Genomic DNA, 15,180 nt, shown 5'->3' with positions numbered 1-15,180 from the left:
CCGTGAACCGCCGAAGGAGGGCAGAGCAGATGGCAGAGCAGAGGGCAGATCGGCCCGCGGAGCAACCGGCGCGACCGTCGGCGGAGCGGTCGGCGCAGCAGCCCACGGAGTCCTGGGAAACGCCGCCGGCCGAGTGGAACGACACGGCGCGGCCGTTCGAGGACCAGGTGAGCATGATCGACCTGATCGAGCGGCGTGTCCGGGAGTCCCCCGACGCTCCCGCCGTCCGCCTCGGCGAGGGGGAGGTCAGGACGTACGCGCGGCTGTGGGCCGACTCCGGCCTGCTCGCCCGGTTCCTCGCCGGTCACGGGGTGGGCCGGGGCGCGTTCGTCGGCATCCTGCACGAGAACTCGTGGGACAGCGTGCTGGCGGTCGTCGGTGTGCTGCGCACCGGCGCGGCCTACGTGCCGCTGGACGCGCGCTGGCCGGCCACCCGGATCGCGGCGCCGCTGCGTCAGTCGGGCATCGACTGGCTCGTCACCGGCCACGCGCTGGCGCGCCGCGCGGAGGAGGCCGGGCAGCTCGCGGGCCGCGGCGTGCGGCTGGTCTGCACGGATCTGCGGGCCGCGGCCCCGGACCCGCTGGACACGGAGACGGTGGGCCTGCTGTGGGACACCGTCGCCGAGGACGAGGACCTGGCCCGGGCCTCGGGCTTCAACCAGAACCCCGGCGACGGGATCTCCGCCGCGCAGATCGACACCTACGTCTCGCACGTGCGCGACCTGGTGCTGTCGGCGGCTCCGACGGTGGAGCGGCCCCGGGTCGTCGAGGTGGGCTGCGGCGCCGGTCTGATCGCGGGTGCGCTGCGGGACCGGGTGGCCGGTTACACGGGCGTCGACGTGTCGGCCGTCGCGCTGGAGCGGGCGGGGCGGGAGGCGGGCGAGGGGGCACGGTTCGTGCGGGCCGCGGCCGCCGACCTCGGCCGGGTGGTGGCCCCGGCGAGCGCGGACGTCGTCCTGCTCGCGAGCGTCGCCCAGTTCTTCCCCGGGTTCGAGTACCTGCGGTCCGTGCTGCGGGACGCCGTGGGCGCCCTGGCGCCGGGCGGGGCGGTGGTCCTCGCGGACCTCGCCGATCTCGCGGAGCCGGGCGAGGGACCCGACTCCGGCCATCTGCGGGTGCCCGCCGAGTGGTTCGGGCACCTCGCGGCCCAACTCGGCCTGCCGGTGAGTGCGGAGATCCGTCGGCGCGGTGGGGACGACTGGCCGCCGGTCCTGCGGGACCGGTACGACGTCGTCCTGCGCATGGCGCCGCACGACACGGCCACCCCGTACTCGCCGGTGATCAGCGCCTGGAGCGACGTCGAGGAGGCCCGCGCCCTGCCGCTGCCGGCCGGCCCCGGCGCCGACGACACCGCGTACGTCATCTTCACCTCGGGCTCCACCGGCGTGCCGAAGGGCGTGTCGGTGCGTCACCGCAGTGCCGTCAACGTCATCCAGTGGGTGAACGAGACCTATGCGGTGGGTCCGGACGACTGTCTGCTGTGGGTCACCGCGCTCACCTTCGACCTGTCGGTCTACGACCTCCTCGGCGTGCTCGCGGCGGGCGCCAGTCTGCGCGTGGTCTCCGCGGCCGAACTGTCCGACGGCGAACGGCTGCTGGACATCATGCTGCGCGAGCCGATCACCTTCTGGGACTCGGCGCCCGCCGCGCTCGGCATGGTGATGTCCTTCGCCGACGAGCCGGACGGGACGGGCGCGACGGGCGTCACGGGCGGAATGGGCACGACGGACGGGACAGGCGCGACAGGCGCGACGAGTGTGACGGGCGCGACTGCGGACGGCGGTCCGGTGCCGGGTCTGCGGCTGGTGTTCCTCAGCGGCGACTGGGTGCCGCCGGCCCTGCCCGGCCGGGTCCGGGCCCGCTTCCCGCGGGCTCACGTCGTGGCGCTGGGCGGCGCGACCGAGGCGACGATCTGGTCCAACCACTTCGACGTCGGCGAGATCGACCCGGCCTGGACGAGCGTCCCGTACGGCAAGCCGATCCAGAACGCCCGCTACTACGTCCTGGACGGCGACCGCAAACCGTGTCCGATCGGGGTCGAGGGCGATCTCCACATCGCGGGCGTGGTGGTGGCCGACGGGTATGTCGGCGATCCGGAGCTGACGGCCGCGAAGTTCACGGCCGACACGGTGATCGGCCCGGCAGACGAGTCCATGTACGCCACGGGCGACCGGGCGCGCTGGATGGCCGACGGCAACCTGGAGTTCCGGGGCCGCCGTGACGACCAGGTCAAGGTCCGCGGCTACCGGATCGAACTGGGCGAGGTGCTGGCCGCCCTGCGTCAGGTACCGGGGGTGGTGGACTGCGCGGTCACCACGCTGCGGGGGGACGACGGCCCGCAGATCGTGGCGGCCGTGGCCGTGGGGGGCTCGGATCCCCTGCCGGGCGGCGGGTTCGTCCGCCGCCACCTCGCGCAGAGCCTGCCCAGCTACATGCTTCCGGAGCATGTGCTCGTCCTGCCGGCCCTGCCGGTCGGCCCCACGGGCAAGGTCGACCGGGAACGGCTGGCCCGGCTGGCCGCCCGCCCCCGGGACCGCCGGCGGACCTGAGAGCCGAGAGGGGTGGGGGCCCCGCGGGCGCGGGGGGGCCCCCCCACCCCTCTCGCGGCCGCACGGGACCTGGGTCGGACACGTCCTAGCCGCGCACGCCCAGCTTCCACACCATCGCGGCGACGGCGTCGCTGTTGACGTCCAGGGCCCGCCTGTCGATGTTGGCGGGGGTGTCGCAGGCCTGGTGGTAGCACTTGTCCATGGCCTCACCGGCGGTGCCGCCCCACTTCGCGGCCTGCTCCGGGGTCTTGATCTCGGCGGATCCGGTGAAGATTCCGCCCACCGGGACGCCCTTGGCCAGAAACGGCTCGTGGTCGCTGCGGCCGTTGAGAGCGGTCGCGGGCTCGGTGGGGATGCCCTTGGCGGCGAAGTACCGGTCGAAGTGCCGGGCGACCTCCGGGCTCTGGTCATAGACGAAGTAGCCGGGGTTCGGTGAGCCGATCATGTCGAAGTTCAGATAGGCGGTGATCTTCGACAGTTCGGCCGCCGGCAGGGTGTTCACGTAGTGCGTGGACCCGATGTAGGTCTCCTCCTCCGTTCCCCAGAAGCCGAACCGGAGGTGCTGGGAAGGGGTGACGTTCTTCGCGGAAACCGTCAGCGCGGTCTCCAGGATCGCGGCGACGCTGGAGCCGTTGTCGTTGATTCCGGGGCTTGTCTCCACCGAGTCGAGGTGTGCGCCGACCATGAGGACTTCCCCGGTCCGACCGCCCCGGGGCCAGTCGGCGATCAGATTCCAGCTCTTCTTTCCGCCGAACTCGAATTCCTGGAGCGAGGTGGTGAATCCGGCGGCGTCCAGCTTTTTCTTCACGTAATCGACGGAGGCCTGATAGCCGGCCGTACCATGGGCGCGGTTTCCGCTGTTCGCGTCGGAGATCCGCTGGAGCGCGTCCAGGTGCCGCATCACTCTGGAGACCGAGAGGTCGGGCGCCGCACCTGCCTGAGCAGGCTCTTCCGCATGCACACCGACCGTTGTCAGCAACAGGACGGACAGCGTGGACGCCGCGACGACGGCCGGACGGGACGGCTTGAAAGGCACAGCTGTTTCCCTTCTCGGTACGAGCAATTGATCTTTCCGAATGCTTCCACGAAGCCCGCACCGAAGCCAACAGAGTTCAACGGACTTCACAAACGGAACCGTCCGGACGCTCCTTTTCCGCCAGGTGGCCCGCAACGGCTTTCTCACCCAAGAGCGCACCGGAAATCAACCGTCACCGACCACCGCCACGCCGGAAAAGCACATGAATTCATGACGCGTTTCACACGGTCGAGAACCGGCTCCGCCGAACCACGGAACCCCAGCACTACGGAACCGCCGGACTGCGGGACTGCCGGACTGCGGGATTGCCGGACTGCCGGACTGCGGAACCGAGCAGCGGGACCGGACCACCGGGCTCGTTCACGGGGCGGGACCGCCGGGCATCTCACCGCACCGACGGGACCGGGCGGCCCTACCCCTCCAGCCCCGTCCCGACCCGACCCGAACCGTCTCGGCCCACCCGCCTCCGGAGCCCCGGACGTTACGCGCCGGAAACCTTGACGATCACATCGGCGGGTGCCACGATTCCGGCGCCGTCATGTTTACGTAAACATCAGCCACCCCCAAGGCGTTGATGTTTGCGCAAACATCGCGTGGCGGCCGCCGCCCAGCCCGCGCGTCCCCCAGCGCCGAGCCGCTTCTCCTGAAAGGGCACGTCATGCGCAAGACCCCCACCAGAGCCTCCCGCACCCCCCGCCTGCGCGCCGCCCTCGTCGCGGTCGCCGTCGCCGCCGTCACCGTCACCGGCACGACCCTGGCCGGCAGCCCGGCCGCCGCCGCCCCCGGCGCCGCACCGACCACCGACACGACCCAGTTCAAGGGCGTGAACTGGGCCGACCCGCGCGACAACTTCGCCGACGACCTCCTCCAGCTGTCCGGTCTGTCGACCACGGACACCTACCGGCAGACCTACGCGAAGGCGACCCGGATCATCGCGGCGTTCCGCGCGAACCTCGGCGCCAACACCGTGCGGCTGCCCATCAACCCGTACACGGTCAACGGCGCCTACTGGAAGTCCTACCGCGGGGTCATCGACGCGGCCTCGGACCAGGGCTTCAAGGTCATCGTGTCCTACTGGGAGGGCACGGGCGCCCAGAAGGACGGCTTCATCGACGACACGGCCACGTACTGGCCGATGTGGGACACCGTCGTCAAGGCGTACAGGAACGACAGCCGCGTCTACTTCGAGCCGATGAACGAGCCGCACGGCTACACCGACACCGAGTGGGCCGACATCGCGGCCAAGTGGCTGTCGACGTACTCGAAGGTCCCGCGCAACCGGGTGTTCGTCAGCGGCGCCGGCTACAACGACCACGTCACCACGGTCTGCGCGGACCCGCGTCTGAAGGGCACGTATCTCTCCCTGCACCACTACGGGTTCTGGAAGGACTACGCGACCTACGACCAGTGGGTGGCCGACCTGAAGGTACGCATCGGCGACTGCGCGAACCGGACCGTCGCGGACGAGTTCGGGGCCCCGATGACCACCGGGCTGAACTACGACGTGAAGACGCCGGACGACAACTTCGTCAACTACGTCCAGGCCGTCACCGACACCTTCCGCGAGCTGAAGATGGGCTCCGTGTACTGGCCGGGTCTGCGCACCGACGACACGTACTCGCTGCAGACCCTCACGGGCACCACCGCCCGCCCCTGGCTGGCCACCACCAACCAGTCGGGCGCCGACCGCCTCGCCTGGGCATGGGGCCGCGGCAAGCCCGTCAAGGGCTGAGCCGGCCGAGGCCAAGCCCCCGTAGGGGACCGGGTCCCGTCACGGACGGGGACGGTCACGGACCGGGCGGCCGGGTACCGGGGCCGCCACGGACCGGCGCCTCACCGGACCGGCGGTCCAGGAGCTGAGGCCGGCACGGACAGGGGCGGCCGAGCAGGGGAGCGTCCACGAACCGGACGCTCGGGCGTCCGGACGTGAGCCCCCCAGCCCGACCGTCCCCCGGCAGCGGCCCCACCGCGCCCGGCCCGGCACCCCCGAGGGGAGCACGGCCGGGCCCGACCGATCGTCGTCACCGGGGCGGCCGACCTGACGGCCGGCCCGGTGACGGCTTGTCCGCCTACACCGTCGGCTCCCCGCCGGGGCCCGCGTCGACGTAGTCGGCGACGAGCGCGGCGAACTCGTCGGGCGCGGCGAGCCGGAGGCCGAGGGTCTCGGCCTTGGTCCGCTTGGAGCCGGCGCCCTCGCCGGCGACGACCAGGCTGGTCTTCTTGGAGACGCTGGACGAGGAGCGGCCCCCGGCGCGCTCGATGAGTTCGTTCATCTGGTTGCGGCTGAGCTTCTCCAGCGCCCCGGTCATCGCGCCGGTGACGACCACGGTCATCCCGGCCAGCGGCCCGGCGGCGACGGCCTGCGTGCCCTCGCCCTCGCCGTCGGCCGCGTCGGGCGTCGCCGGTACGGGCGGGGTGGCGCCGGGCTCGGTCATGTTCACCCCGGCGGCGACGAGTCTGTCGATCAGCGGCGCGAGTTCGGCGAGTTCGGCCACGATGGACGGGGCCTTCTCGGTGCCGATGCCCTCGACCTGCTGGATCGCTTCGGCGTCGGCGGCGCGCAGCAGGTCCATGGTGGCGAAGTGGCGTGCGATCCGGCGGGACATGGAGCGGCCGGTGCCGCGGACCCCGAGGGCGCACAGCACGCGGGACAGCGGCTGGTTCTTGGCCTTGGCGAGCGCGGCGAGGAGGTTGTCGGTGCTGGTCTCCCCCATCCGCTCCAGGCCGAGGAGCTGGTCGCGGGTGAGGGCGAACAGACCGGCGAGGTCGGTGACCAGTCCGGCTTCGACGAGCTGGACGACCCGGGTGTGGCCGAGGCCCTCGATGTCGAGCTGGTCGCGTCCGGCGGCGTAGGAGAGGGAGGCGACGAGGTGGCAGTCGCGGCCGTTGACGCAGCGCCAGCGCTGCTCGCCGGTGTCGATGCCCGATCCGCAGCGCGGACACGCCTCGGGGAAGACGATGGGCTGTTCGTCGCCGGTGCGCAGATGGGCGACGGGCGCCTCGATGCGGGGGATCACGTCCCCGGCCCGGTGGACCATGACGTGGTCGCCGAGGCGCAGGTCACGGCGGGTGATGTCGGCCGGGTTGTGGAGGGTGGCGTAGGTGATGGTGGAGCCGTCGATCTCGACCGGCTCCAGGACGGCGCGCGGGGCGATGATGCCGGTGCGGCCCACGTTCCACTCCACCGCCAGCAGTCGGGTGATCTTCTCGACGGCGGGCAGCTTGTAGGCGGTCGCCCAGCGCGGGGCGCGTGAACCCGAACCGGCGGCCCGCTGGTCGGCGGCGAGGTCGGCCTTGACCACGATCCCGTCGATCCCGAACGGCAGCGAGGCGCGCAGCCCGGCGATCTCGGCCACCCGGGCCAGGACCTCCTCGACGGTGTTCGCGGTGACGCCGGGCACGGCCGTGGTCGCGGTGGTGTTCACGCCGTAGCCGCCGGCCCGGGTCATGAGGTCGCTGTGCGCGCTCTCCTCCAGCAGCGCGGCCAGCGCCGGTTCGGTGTCGTCCAGCGGCAGCAGTCCGTAGCCGAAGAAGGTCATCGGGACGGTGTACGCGCGTTCCCTGGCGCGCAGGGTGCCCGCCGCGGCGTTGCGCGGGTTGGCGAACGGCGCGCCGCCGTGCGCGGTGCGCACCTCGTTGGCGTGCTCGAACTGGGCGGTGGTCATCAGGACCTCGCCGCGCACCTCGACCGTGACCGGCTCCGCCAGTTCGGTCGGCAGGCCCTCGACGGTGCCGATGGCGTGCGAGACGTCCTCCCCGGCCGTCCCGTCGCCCCGGGTGATCAGCCGGGTCAGGCGGCCGCGCGTGTAGCGGGCCGCGATCGCCAGACCGTCCAGCTTCGGCTCGACGCTGAACGGGGTGACGTCGTGGCCGACGCGCCGGGTGAGAGAGGCGGTCCACGCGGTGAACTCCTCCGCGGAGAAGACGTTGTCCAGGCTCAGCATCGCCCTCGTGTGCGGGACATCGCCCTCGACCGCCCCGCCGGCGACCTTGCCGGTCGGCGAGTCGGGCAGCACCTGCTCCGGGTTCTCGTCCTCCCAGGCCGCGATGGCGCGCACCAGCCGGTCGTAGGCGTCGTCGTCCAGCACCGAAGTGCCACCCGCGTAGTAGGCGGCCGACGCCTTCACCGCGTCCTCGATCGCCTGCGCGTAGGCGACGGCGTCCACAATCACTGCACCGGGTGTTGTCATGCCTCACATCCTGCCTGCCACCACTGACAACGCCCCGAACGCGGGATCGGCGGCCCCGGACTTCGGGGGTGGCCCCGGCCCGGATACGCCGTTGATCCACTACCCGCCCACCCCATAGGTTCCGGTGCATGACGAACGTGACGAACGTACGGGTCGGTGTCATGTACGACCGCGACTGGGCTCCCGAGGAGTTGCCCGGGTTCGCGCGGCGGGCCGAGGCGCTCGGGGTGGACGACCTGTGGGTGGTCGAGGACCTCGGCTGGAACGGCGGGGTGTCTGCGGCGGCCGTGGCGCTGGGGGCGACCGAGCGGCTGCGGGTGGGCATCGGGATCGCACCGGCGCCGCTGCGCAGCCCGGCCTTGCTGGCGATGGAACTGGCCACGCTGGCGCGGGTGTTCCCCGGGCGGCTGGTCGCCGGGATCGGGCACGGGGTGCGGGAGTGGATGGAGTCGGCCGGCGTCGCTCCCCGGTCGCCGCTGGCTCTCCTGGAGGAGACGATCACCTCCGTGCGCGCGCTGCTGCGCGGTGAGCGCGTCGAACTGGAGGGGCGTGAAGTACGTCTGGACGGCGTGCGGTTGGTGCATCCTCCGGGCCAGGTGCCGCCGGTGGTGGCGGGCGTGGTCCGTCCCCGCTCCCTCGAACTGTCCGGCCGGGTCGCGGACGGCACCCTGATCGCCGAGGGGCACGGGCCGCGGGACCTGGAGAACACCCGGGCCCTCACCGCCAAGGGCGGGGCCGGTCCCGACCACACGCTGACCGTGCTGTCCTTCGCCTGTGTGGGCGACGACCCCGAGCAGGTCGCGCGGATCCTGCACCCGCACACCGAGGGGCACGGCGCCTGGCTGGGCCGCCCGCAGGACGAGGTGTTCACCGTCTCGGGCACCCCCGCGCAGGCCGTCGCCGGCATCCACGCCCTGAAGGACTCCGGCGCCGACACCGTCGTCCTGCGCGTCGTCGGCCCCGAGCCGTTGCGCCAGCTGGAGGCCGTGCTGACGGCTTTCGGACGCTGAACGGGTGAGAGGGCGGCCCGGACCGGTCGTGCGGCGCCCGGCCGGAACTCCGGTCCGCCGTCCGGGCGTTCTCCCGTGGGTGGCGTACGACGACGGGGCCGTGCGTCCATGGGCGCAACAGCGGGGTGAGGCATGGCGCGCGTACTGGTCGTCGGCGGCGGGATCGCCGGCGCGGCGGCGGCTCTGGCGCTGGACAAGGCAGGGCAGGAGGTCGCCGTGTACGAGGCGCTCCGGCGCCCCCGCGTGGAACACGACACGACCGTCGGCGGGAACATCTCCCGTGGCGTCCGCCCCCCGCCGCCCCGCACCCCCGGGAGCCCGCCCCCGGCCCGGCCCGACGCGGAGACCACCCGCCGGCTGGAGTGGGCCGCCGCCCTGCGCTGACCGGCATGGACGTCGAACTCCCTCTGCCGCGGCTCGACTTACCGGGGCGCCGGGTCGGGCGCTCGCTACGATCCTCGGCGTGTGCGCAAACATCATGGTCGCCGAAGACGACGCGAAGCAGGCAGAACTGGTGCGTCGCTACCTCGAGCACGAGGGCCACGCGGTCACGGTCGTCGAGGACGGCCGTGCGGCTCTCGAGGAGGTCCGGCACCGGGAGCCCGACCTGCTCGTGCTCGATGTGATGATGCCCCGGGCCGACGGGCTCGACGTGGTGCGGATCCTGCGCGCGGAGGACCGGGAGATACCGGTGCTGATGCTGACGGCCCGCAGCACCGAGGACGATCTCCTGCTCGGGCTGGATCTCGGCGCCGACGACTACATGACCAAGCCGTTCAGCCCCCGTGAGCTGGTGGCCCGGGTCCGCACCCTGCTGCGCCGCAACCGCCGCACCGCGGCCCCCTCCCCGGCCGCCGGTCCCGGCCCAGCGGCCGCCGTTGCCCCGGCCGAGGCCGACGACGCGCTGACGGTCGGCACGCTCAGGGTCGATCCGGTCCGGCACGAGGTGTCGGTCGGCGGCACACTCGTCGTGTGCACGCCCGGCGAGTTCCGCATCCTCGCCGCGATGGCGGCGGAGCCCGACCGGGTGTTCACCAGGCAGCGGCTCCTGGCGGAGCTGCACGGCTTCGACAAGTACATCAGCGGCCGCACCGTCGACGTGCACGTCATGCACCTGCGCAAGAAGATCGAGCGGGCCCCGCGCCGGCCGGTCCGGCTGCTCACCGTCTTCGGCGTCGGCTACAAGCTGACCGACCCCGCCAAGGGAGCACGCCGTGCGTCGTCGTGACGGGCGGGCGGGGCGGACGGGGCGGGCAGGGCGGACCCGGACACGCCTGCCGCTCCGCAAGAGCCTGCTCGGCCGCCTGCTCACCGTGTCGGCGCTGGTGGCCTCCTGTTCGGTCGCCGCCACCGCCTGGCTCGCCGTGCAGACGACCTCCGTCGCGATCCGTCAGGAGCAGGGGCGCAACCTGAGCACCGACGCGAGGATCTACGACACCCTGCTGGGTTACGCGGCCGGCCATCCCGACTGGGCGGGCGTCGCCGGCACCGTGCGGGACCTGGCGCGGGAGTCCGGGCGCCGGATCGTGCTGACCACCGAGGACCGCCGGCCCCTCCTCGACTCCGCCGCGGGCGCCTCACCCGCCGCCGACCTGCCGACGCAGGCTTCGGCGGTCGTCGACCCGCTGTCGGTCGACACCGTGCTGGTGCCCGACGCCGTGCCGGTCGGCACGGACCGCGTCGACCCACGAGCCGTCGGACCGTTCCTGCTGCCCGCGAAGGAACGAACGGTCCTGCGCAGGGCCACCGCCCGCAGCGCGGAGTGCCTCGCGGGGATGGGGATCGCCGCGGATGTCGTCGACAGCCCCAGCGGGCGGCCCTGGGTCCGGTTCGTGAGCGACGGCACCGACCGCGACAGCGAGCTGAAGTGCCTCTCCGTCGACGGCGCCGAGACCACCGCGACCGAGGAGAGGGCCCTGCGCGCGCTGGAGCAGCTCGCCGACGCCTGTCTGAAGCGGCAGGGCCGTACGGGCGTGAGACTGAACCTGGATCTGTCCTGGGACCGGGGATACGGACGGGAGGGTACGGATGTCGGCTCCTCGGCGCCCGTCCCCGTGCCCGAGACCGGCATCACCAAGGAAGAGGCGATCGAGCGGCGCGTGGCCGAGGACAGGGCGGCCGCGGCGGGCGTTCCCACCGGCGGCGCGGCACAGGCCCGCGGCAGCGGGTACGACCGGGCCGTGGCCGCCTGCGTCGGCAGCGCCCGCCGCGAACAGCTCACGGCCTATGTCGCCGCGCCCGCCCTGCTGTTCATCGACGGCCCCGGCGCCGTCAGCGTGCCCGGTTTCGACCTCTCCCCGGCCAACACCGCACGCATCGCCGGGGTCACGGCCCTCGTCCTCGCCCTCACCGTCGGCGCCTCGGTGATCGCCGGAACCCGGCTGGTACGCCCGCTGCACGCGCTGACCGGCGCCGCCCAGCGGATGCGGGACGGCCTGGACTCGGCGCCCGTACCGGTCGGCCCGGACAACGAGATCGGACGGCTGGCGCTGGCCTTCAACGACATGGCCGCCCACCGGACCCGGCTCGAGGAGCAGCGCAAGGTGATGGTCAGCGACGTCGCCCACGAGCTGCGTACCCCGCTGAGCAACATCCGTGGCTGGCTGGAGGCCGCGCACGACGGGCTGGCCGAACCGGACCCGGCGTTCGTCTCCTCCCTCCTCGACGAGGCGGTGCAGCTCCAGCACCTCATCAACGATCTGCAGGACCTGGGGGCGGCCGAGGCGGGCGCGCTGCGGCTGCACCTGGAGCCGGTGTTCGTCGACGAGCTGCTCGGCCAGGTCGCCGCGGCTCACCAGGGGCCGGCCGAGACCGCGGGCGTGACCCTGGAGGTCGCCACGGCGCCCGGCTCCCCGCCCCCGCCGCCGGTCGAGGCCGACCCGGTCCGGCTGCGTCAGGCCGTCAGCAACCTGCTCTCCAACGCGGTACGCCACACCCCGCCCGGTGGCCGGGTGACGCTGCGTCCGTATGTCACGAAGGGCGGGGACGAGGTGGCCGTGGAGGTGTCCGACACCGGCAGCGGCATCCCGGCGGGCGACCTCCCGCATGTGTTCGACCGCTTCTGGCGGGCCGAGAAGTCCCGCAACCGCAGCACCGGCGGCAGCGGCCTCGGGCTGGCGATCGTGCTCAAACTCGCCGAGGCGCACGGGGGCACGGTGAGCGTGACGAGCACCGAGGGACAGGGCTCGGTCTTCACCCTGCGGTTGCCGGCCCTGCCCGACGAGGACGCCGAGCGGCCGAGGGACGGCGAGGCGACCGTCGTCCGCCCCTGACGCGAGGGCCCTGCCGCTCGCTGCCCCTGCCGCGAGAGCCCTGCCGCTATGCCCCGGCCGCGATGACGCTGATGCGATGACCACGACGCTCTGACAGCTTCTTCACAAGTGACGGCAAGTCTTCGGTCACGCCCCAGGCCACCGAGGCCGGGCTGGAATTGGAGTCACACATGTCCCGCCGTCCCATCCTGCGTCTCGCCGTACTGACCGCCCTCGCGGGCGGCGCGCTGCTCGCCCCCGCCACCGCGGCCTTCGCGGACGACCCCACGCCGGCGGCGTCCGCGCCGACCACGGGCGCGGACTCGGCCGTGGCCGAGAGGAAGGCCGAAGCCGACAAGGCGGCCAAGGCGAAGGAGGAAGCGGCCGCGGCGGCCAAGAGGGGCGAGGACGCCAGGCAGCTGCCGCGGGGCGGCGTCGACGCGGGCGAGGCCACGGCCGATGACAGCGGCTCCGGCAGCACGGCGCTCGTCGGTTCGGCCGCCGGCGCCCTGCTGCTCGCGGGCGCGGGCACCTTCGTCATCCGCCGCCGCGCCGCCGGCCGCACCGACGCCTGACCCCGCACCGCACCGCACCGCACCGCACCGACACACCATGGCGCCGCCCGGCTCGGGCGGCGCCATGGCGCATCGCCGTATGTCCGCGCACACCTCGGCGTATCGCCGCGGACTCCCCACCCACCTCCGTCGGCGTCCGCGTATCGCCGCGTACCTCCGCTCAGCCCCGCTCATCTCCGCGGGCGCGTTCGCACCCACGCGTGCGTCCGCGTGTCGCCGCGTATGCACCCACCCCGCTTGGAGCCCGTCATGTCCCCCGTACACCGTCCGCTGCGCCGCCGTGCCACCCGGCCGGCCCCGGCCGCCGCCCGGCTCGTCCGCGTCGCCCTCGTCGTACCCGTGGCGCTGGCCGTGCTCACCGGCTGCTCGTCCGCCCCGGAGAAGACCGCCCCCGCGGCCGACCCGGGTTCCTCCACCGCGGCGGGCACCCCCGCGTCCGGCGGCGCGTCGCAGGCCGGGCAGCCGCCGGCCCCTGCCGAGGTGACCATCCCCTCGCTCGGGATCACCAGCTCCCTGATGGAGCTCGGCCTCCGTAAGGACGGCACCGTCGAGGTCCCGCCGGCCGACAAGGGCATGACCGCGGGCTGGTACACCGGCGGCGCCGTGCCCGGTGCGCCCGGTGCGGCCGTCATCATCGGCCACAACGACACCCGGTTCGGCAAGGCCGTCTTCCACGACCTCAACAAGATCACCGAGGGCGCGGACATCACCGTCACCGACGCACGAGGAGACGCGGCGCACTTCTCCGTCACGGGTACCGAGAGCGTCAGCAAGGGTTCCTTCCCCACCCAGAAGGTCTACGGCCCGACGGCGGACCGCGCCCTGCGGCTGATCACCTGCGACGGCGACTTCGACGCCGAGGGACATCCGGTGAACAACCTCATCGTCTACGCGACGCGCGACTGAACGCCGCACCGCGGCGGCGGCCGCCTCGCTCAGCTGTCGCGGAGGCGGGACGCCAGGGCGGCCAGGGTCTGGGCGGTGTCGGTCAGGGACCGGACGGCCGCCTCCAGGTCCGCGGCCAGCAGGGGCGCCGGGATGGCGAGGGGCGCGGACGCCGGTGCGGGTGTGGGGACCGGCGTACCGCGATAGCCGATCGGGCCCTCGTTGTAACGCTGGTAGTAGCCGGTGAACGCCCGGCCGACGGCGCCTTCGACGAAGCGGACCCGGGCGAGCTGGGTCTCGATCGCGCCGGAGTTGCGGGTGATGTCGAGGCGGTAGTGGCGGTAGCCCGAGGCGGGGGCGCGGAGGCGGAACTCCCTGGTCTCGAAGCGGTTGTCGAAGAATTCCCCGGCGCGGGAGTCCAAGCGCGTCCAGGTACGGCCGTCGTAGGAGCCCTCGAGGGTCCAGTCGCGCGGATCGCGATCGGGGCTGTCGTTCGCCGACATCAGCGTGTAGGAGGTGACGACCGCGGGGTGGGCGAGGGTGAAGTGGAGCCGGGGGGCTTCGTCGTGCGCCAGCCACTTGGACCGGGAGCCGTTCAACAGGTTGTCCGCCGTCTCCCCCGCTTCCTCGAACTCGTCGCTCGCCTCGACGTCGGCCACCCGGGCGTCGGTGGCGGTCTCGCCCGGCACGCTCTGGAGCATGGCCACGCCGGAGTTGCCTCGCTGGTCACGCCAGGTCACCCGCTCCACGGGGGCCACGCCGTCGTCCACCAGCAACCGCAGTTCATGCGAGCTGTGCCAGCGACCACCGTGTCCCTCCTCCGTGCGGAAGCGGTGCAGCCCGGACGCCGACGTCTCCTCGAGACCCTCCGGAAAGGACCAGCCGCCGGTGAGACGGCCGCGGTACTCGTAGGCCGTACCGTCGGCGGTGCGGTGGCAGCCGTGGAAGTCGGACATGTTCGACTGGAAGCTGATGGCCGATTCGGTCCCGTCCTCGCCTCGCCAGCCGAGCTGCGCGGGCAGCGAGTGCTCGTCCCGGTCGAGGTGGAACACCAGCCGCGGGGCCTCCTGCCAGGACGTCGACGAGGAGTCGTGGGCGGGGCGGAGTTCCGTCCGGTAGGCGAACACCGAGTTCCGGGCGGCCTGCGCCGCCAGCGCGCGCTCCGAGGCGCCCCGTTCGTCGACGGAGTCCAGGATGATCCGGTAGAGCCGGAGCGTGCTGCGCGCCTCGGCCGAAGCGCGTATCTCCAGGGTGTTGGTCCCGGGCTTCAGCATGCCGGCCGGCACCGCGAACACGTTGTCCTGCGGAAGGTCCCCGCCACCGGGCACGGTGAGGTCCTCGGCCAGCGCCTCGCCCTGGACGAGTACGTCGATCGGGGCGTGGCCCGGGGCGGAGCCGAGCCTGGAGACGAGGGCCGTGACGGTGAGCGTCGCCTCGGGGATGTCCTCCGGGTCGGCCACCTCGAAGTCCAGCGTCACCGTCGCGCCCGCGCCCAGCGTCAGGTGGGATCCGCCGAACTCGGCCCGGTCATGCCTGACCACGGCGTTGGACAGCCGGGCGGGGTCGACGGAGAAGTCGGCGAAGGTGGCCTGCAAGCTCATTGCGCATCACTCCTGATAGACAGTCAACAACGTTGTCACCCAAGGGAGGTGACGCGATCAGGTGGACCCTAGCGCCTCGCTCC

General features: G+C 73.0%; 11 protein-coding genes. 8 read left to right on the top strand and 3 right to left on the bottom strand.

The genetic code is table 11. The annotated features are described in order from the left end of the window. The first annotated feature begins 29 nt into the window (after nucleotides 1-29). On the top strand, nucleotides 30-2,549 hold the full coding sequence (locus QQM72_RS16285; RefSeq protein WP_314221584.1) for an AMP-binding protein: 2,520 nt from the start codon (nucleotides 30-32) through the stop codon (nucleotides 2,547-2,549). Nucleotides 2,550-2,634: 85 nt separating this feature from the next. On the opposite strand, the gene QQM72_RS16280 is transcribed toward QQM72_RS16285, so the two are convergent. Beyond that, nucleotides 2,635-3,585 carry a M28 family metallopeptidase gene (locus QQM72_RS16280; RefSeq protein ID WP_314221583.1) on the bottom strand — a complete coding sequence of 317 codons (951 nt, stop codon included), beginning with the start codon at nucleotides 3,583-3,585 and terminating at the stop codon, nucleotides 2,635-2,637. A gap of 658 nt (nucleotides 3,586-4,243) precedes the next feature. On the opposite strand from QQM72_RS16280, the gene QQM72_RS16275 reads away from it, so the two are divergent. Beyond that, nucleotides 4,244-5,317: a glycoside hydrolase family 5 protein gene (locus tag QQM72_RS16275; RefSeq protein WP_314221582.1), complete on the top strand. Its 1,074-nt coding sequence runs from the start codon at nucleotides 4,244-4,246 to the stop codon at nucleotides 5,315-5,317. Between the two features lie 337 nt (nucleotides 5,318-5,654). Here QQM72_RS16275 and ligA read toward each other — a convergent pair whose 3' ends face one another. After that, complete coding sequence (gene ligA / locus QQM72_RS16270) at nucleotides 5,655-7,775, bottom strand: NAD-dependent DNA ligase LigA (protein WP_314221580.1); 2,121 nt, start codon at nucleotides 7,773-7,775, stop codon at nucleotides 5,655-5,657. Between the two features lie 137 nt (nucleotides 7,776-7,912). Here ligA and QQM72_RS16265 point away from each other — a divergent pair, with 137 nt between their 5' ends. The 6 genes from QQM72_RS16265 to QQM72_RS16240 all read left to right on the top strand — a co-directional run bounded on the left by QQM72_RS16265 (nucleotide 7,913) and on the right by QQM72_RS16240 (nucleotide 13,517). Continuing rightward, entirely contained in the window at nucleotides 7,913-8,785 is an 873-nt protein-coding gene (locus QQM72_RS16265; protein ID WP_314221654.1) for an LLM class flavin-dependent oxidoreductase, read from the top strand. Nucleotides 8,786-8,917: 132 nt separating this feature from the next. Next, nucleotides 8,918-9,169: an FAD-dependent oxidoreductase gene (locus QQM72_RS16260; protein WP_314221579.1), complete on the top strand. Its 252-nt coding sequence runs from the start codon at nucleotides 8,918-8,920 to the stop codon at nucleotides 9,167-9,169. A 94-nt stretch (nucleotides 9,170-9,263) separates the two neighbouring features. Continuing rightward, nucleotides 9,264-10,013 (top strand): response regulator transcription factor, encoded by a 750-nt coding sequence (locus QQM72_RS16255; protein WP_314221653.1) that lies wholly within the window; start codon nucleotides 9,264-9,266, stop codon nucleotides 10,011-10,013. Then, entirely contained in the window at nucleotides 10,000-12,057 is a 2,058-nt protein-coding gene (locus tag QQM72_RS16250) for a sensor histidine kinase (protein WP_314221578.1), read from the top strand. Before QQM72_RS16255 ends, QQM72_RS16250 begins: the two co-directional genes overlap by 14 nt. A gap of 170 nt (nucleotides 12,058-12,227) precedes the next feature. Next, on the top strand, nucleotides 12,228-12,611 hold the full coding sequence (locus QQM72_RS16245; protein WP_314221577.1) for a hypothetical protein: 384 nt from the start codon (nucleotides 12,228-12,230) through the stop codon (nucleotides 12,609-12,611). A 249-nt stretch (nucleotides 12,612-12,860) separates the two neighbouring features. Further along, on the top strand, nucleotides 12,861-13,517 hold the full coding sequence (locus tag QQM72_RS16240; RefSeq protein ID WP_314221576.1) for a class F sortase: 657 nt from the start codon (nucleotides 12,861-12,863) through the stop codon (nucleotides 13,515-13,517). Between the two features lie 29 nt (nucleotides 13,518-13,546). On the opposite strand, the gene QQM72_RS16235 is transcribed toward QQM72_RS16240, so the two are convergent. Beyond that, nucleotides 13,547-15,097, bottom strand: a complete 1,551-nt coding sequence (locus QQM72_RS16235; RefSeq protein ID WP_314221575.1) for an alpha-1,2-mannosidase — start codon at nucleotides 15,095-15,097, stop codon at nucleotides 13,547-13,549. Between the last annotated feature and the right edge of the window lie 83 nt (nucleotides 15,098-15,180).

The organism is Streptomyces zaehneri (assembly GCF_032248645.1).
Classification (GTDB): domain Bacteria; phylum Actinomycetota; class Actinomycetes; order Streptomycetales; family Streptomycetaceae; genus Streptomyces; species Streptomyces coriariae.
Note: the sequence above shows the minus strand (reverse complement) of the source record. Positions and strands in the feature narration are given on the sequence as shown.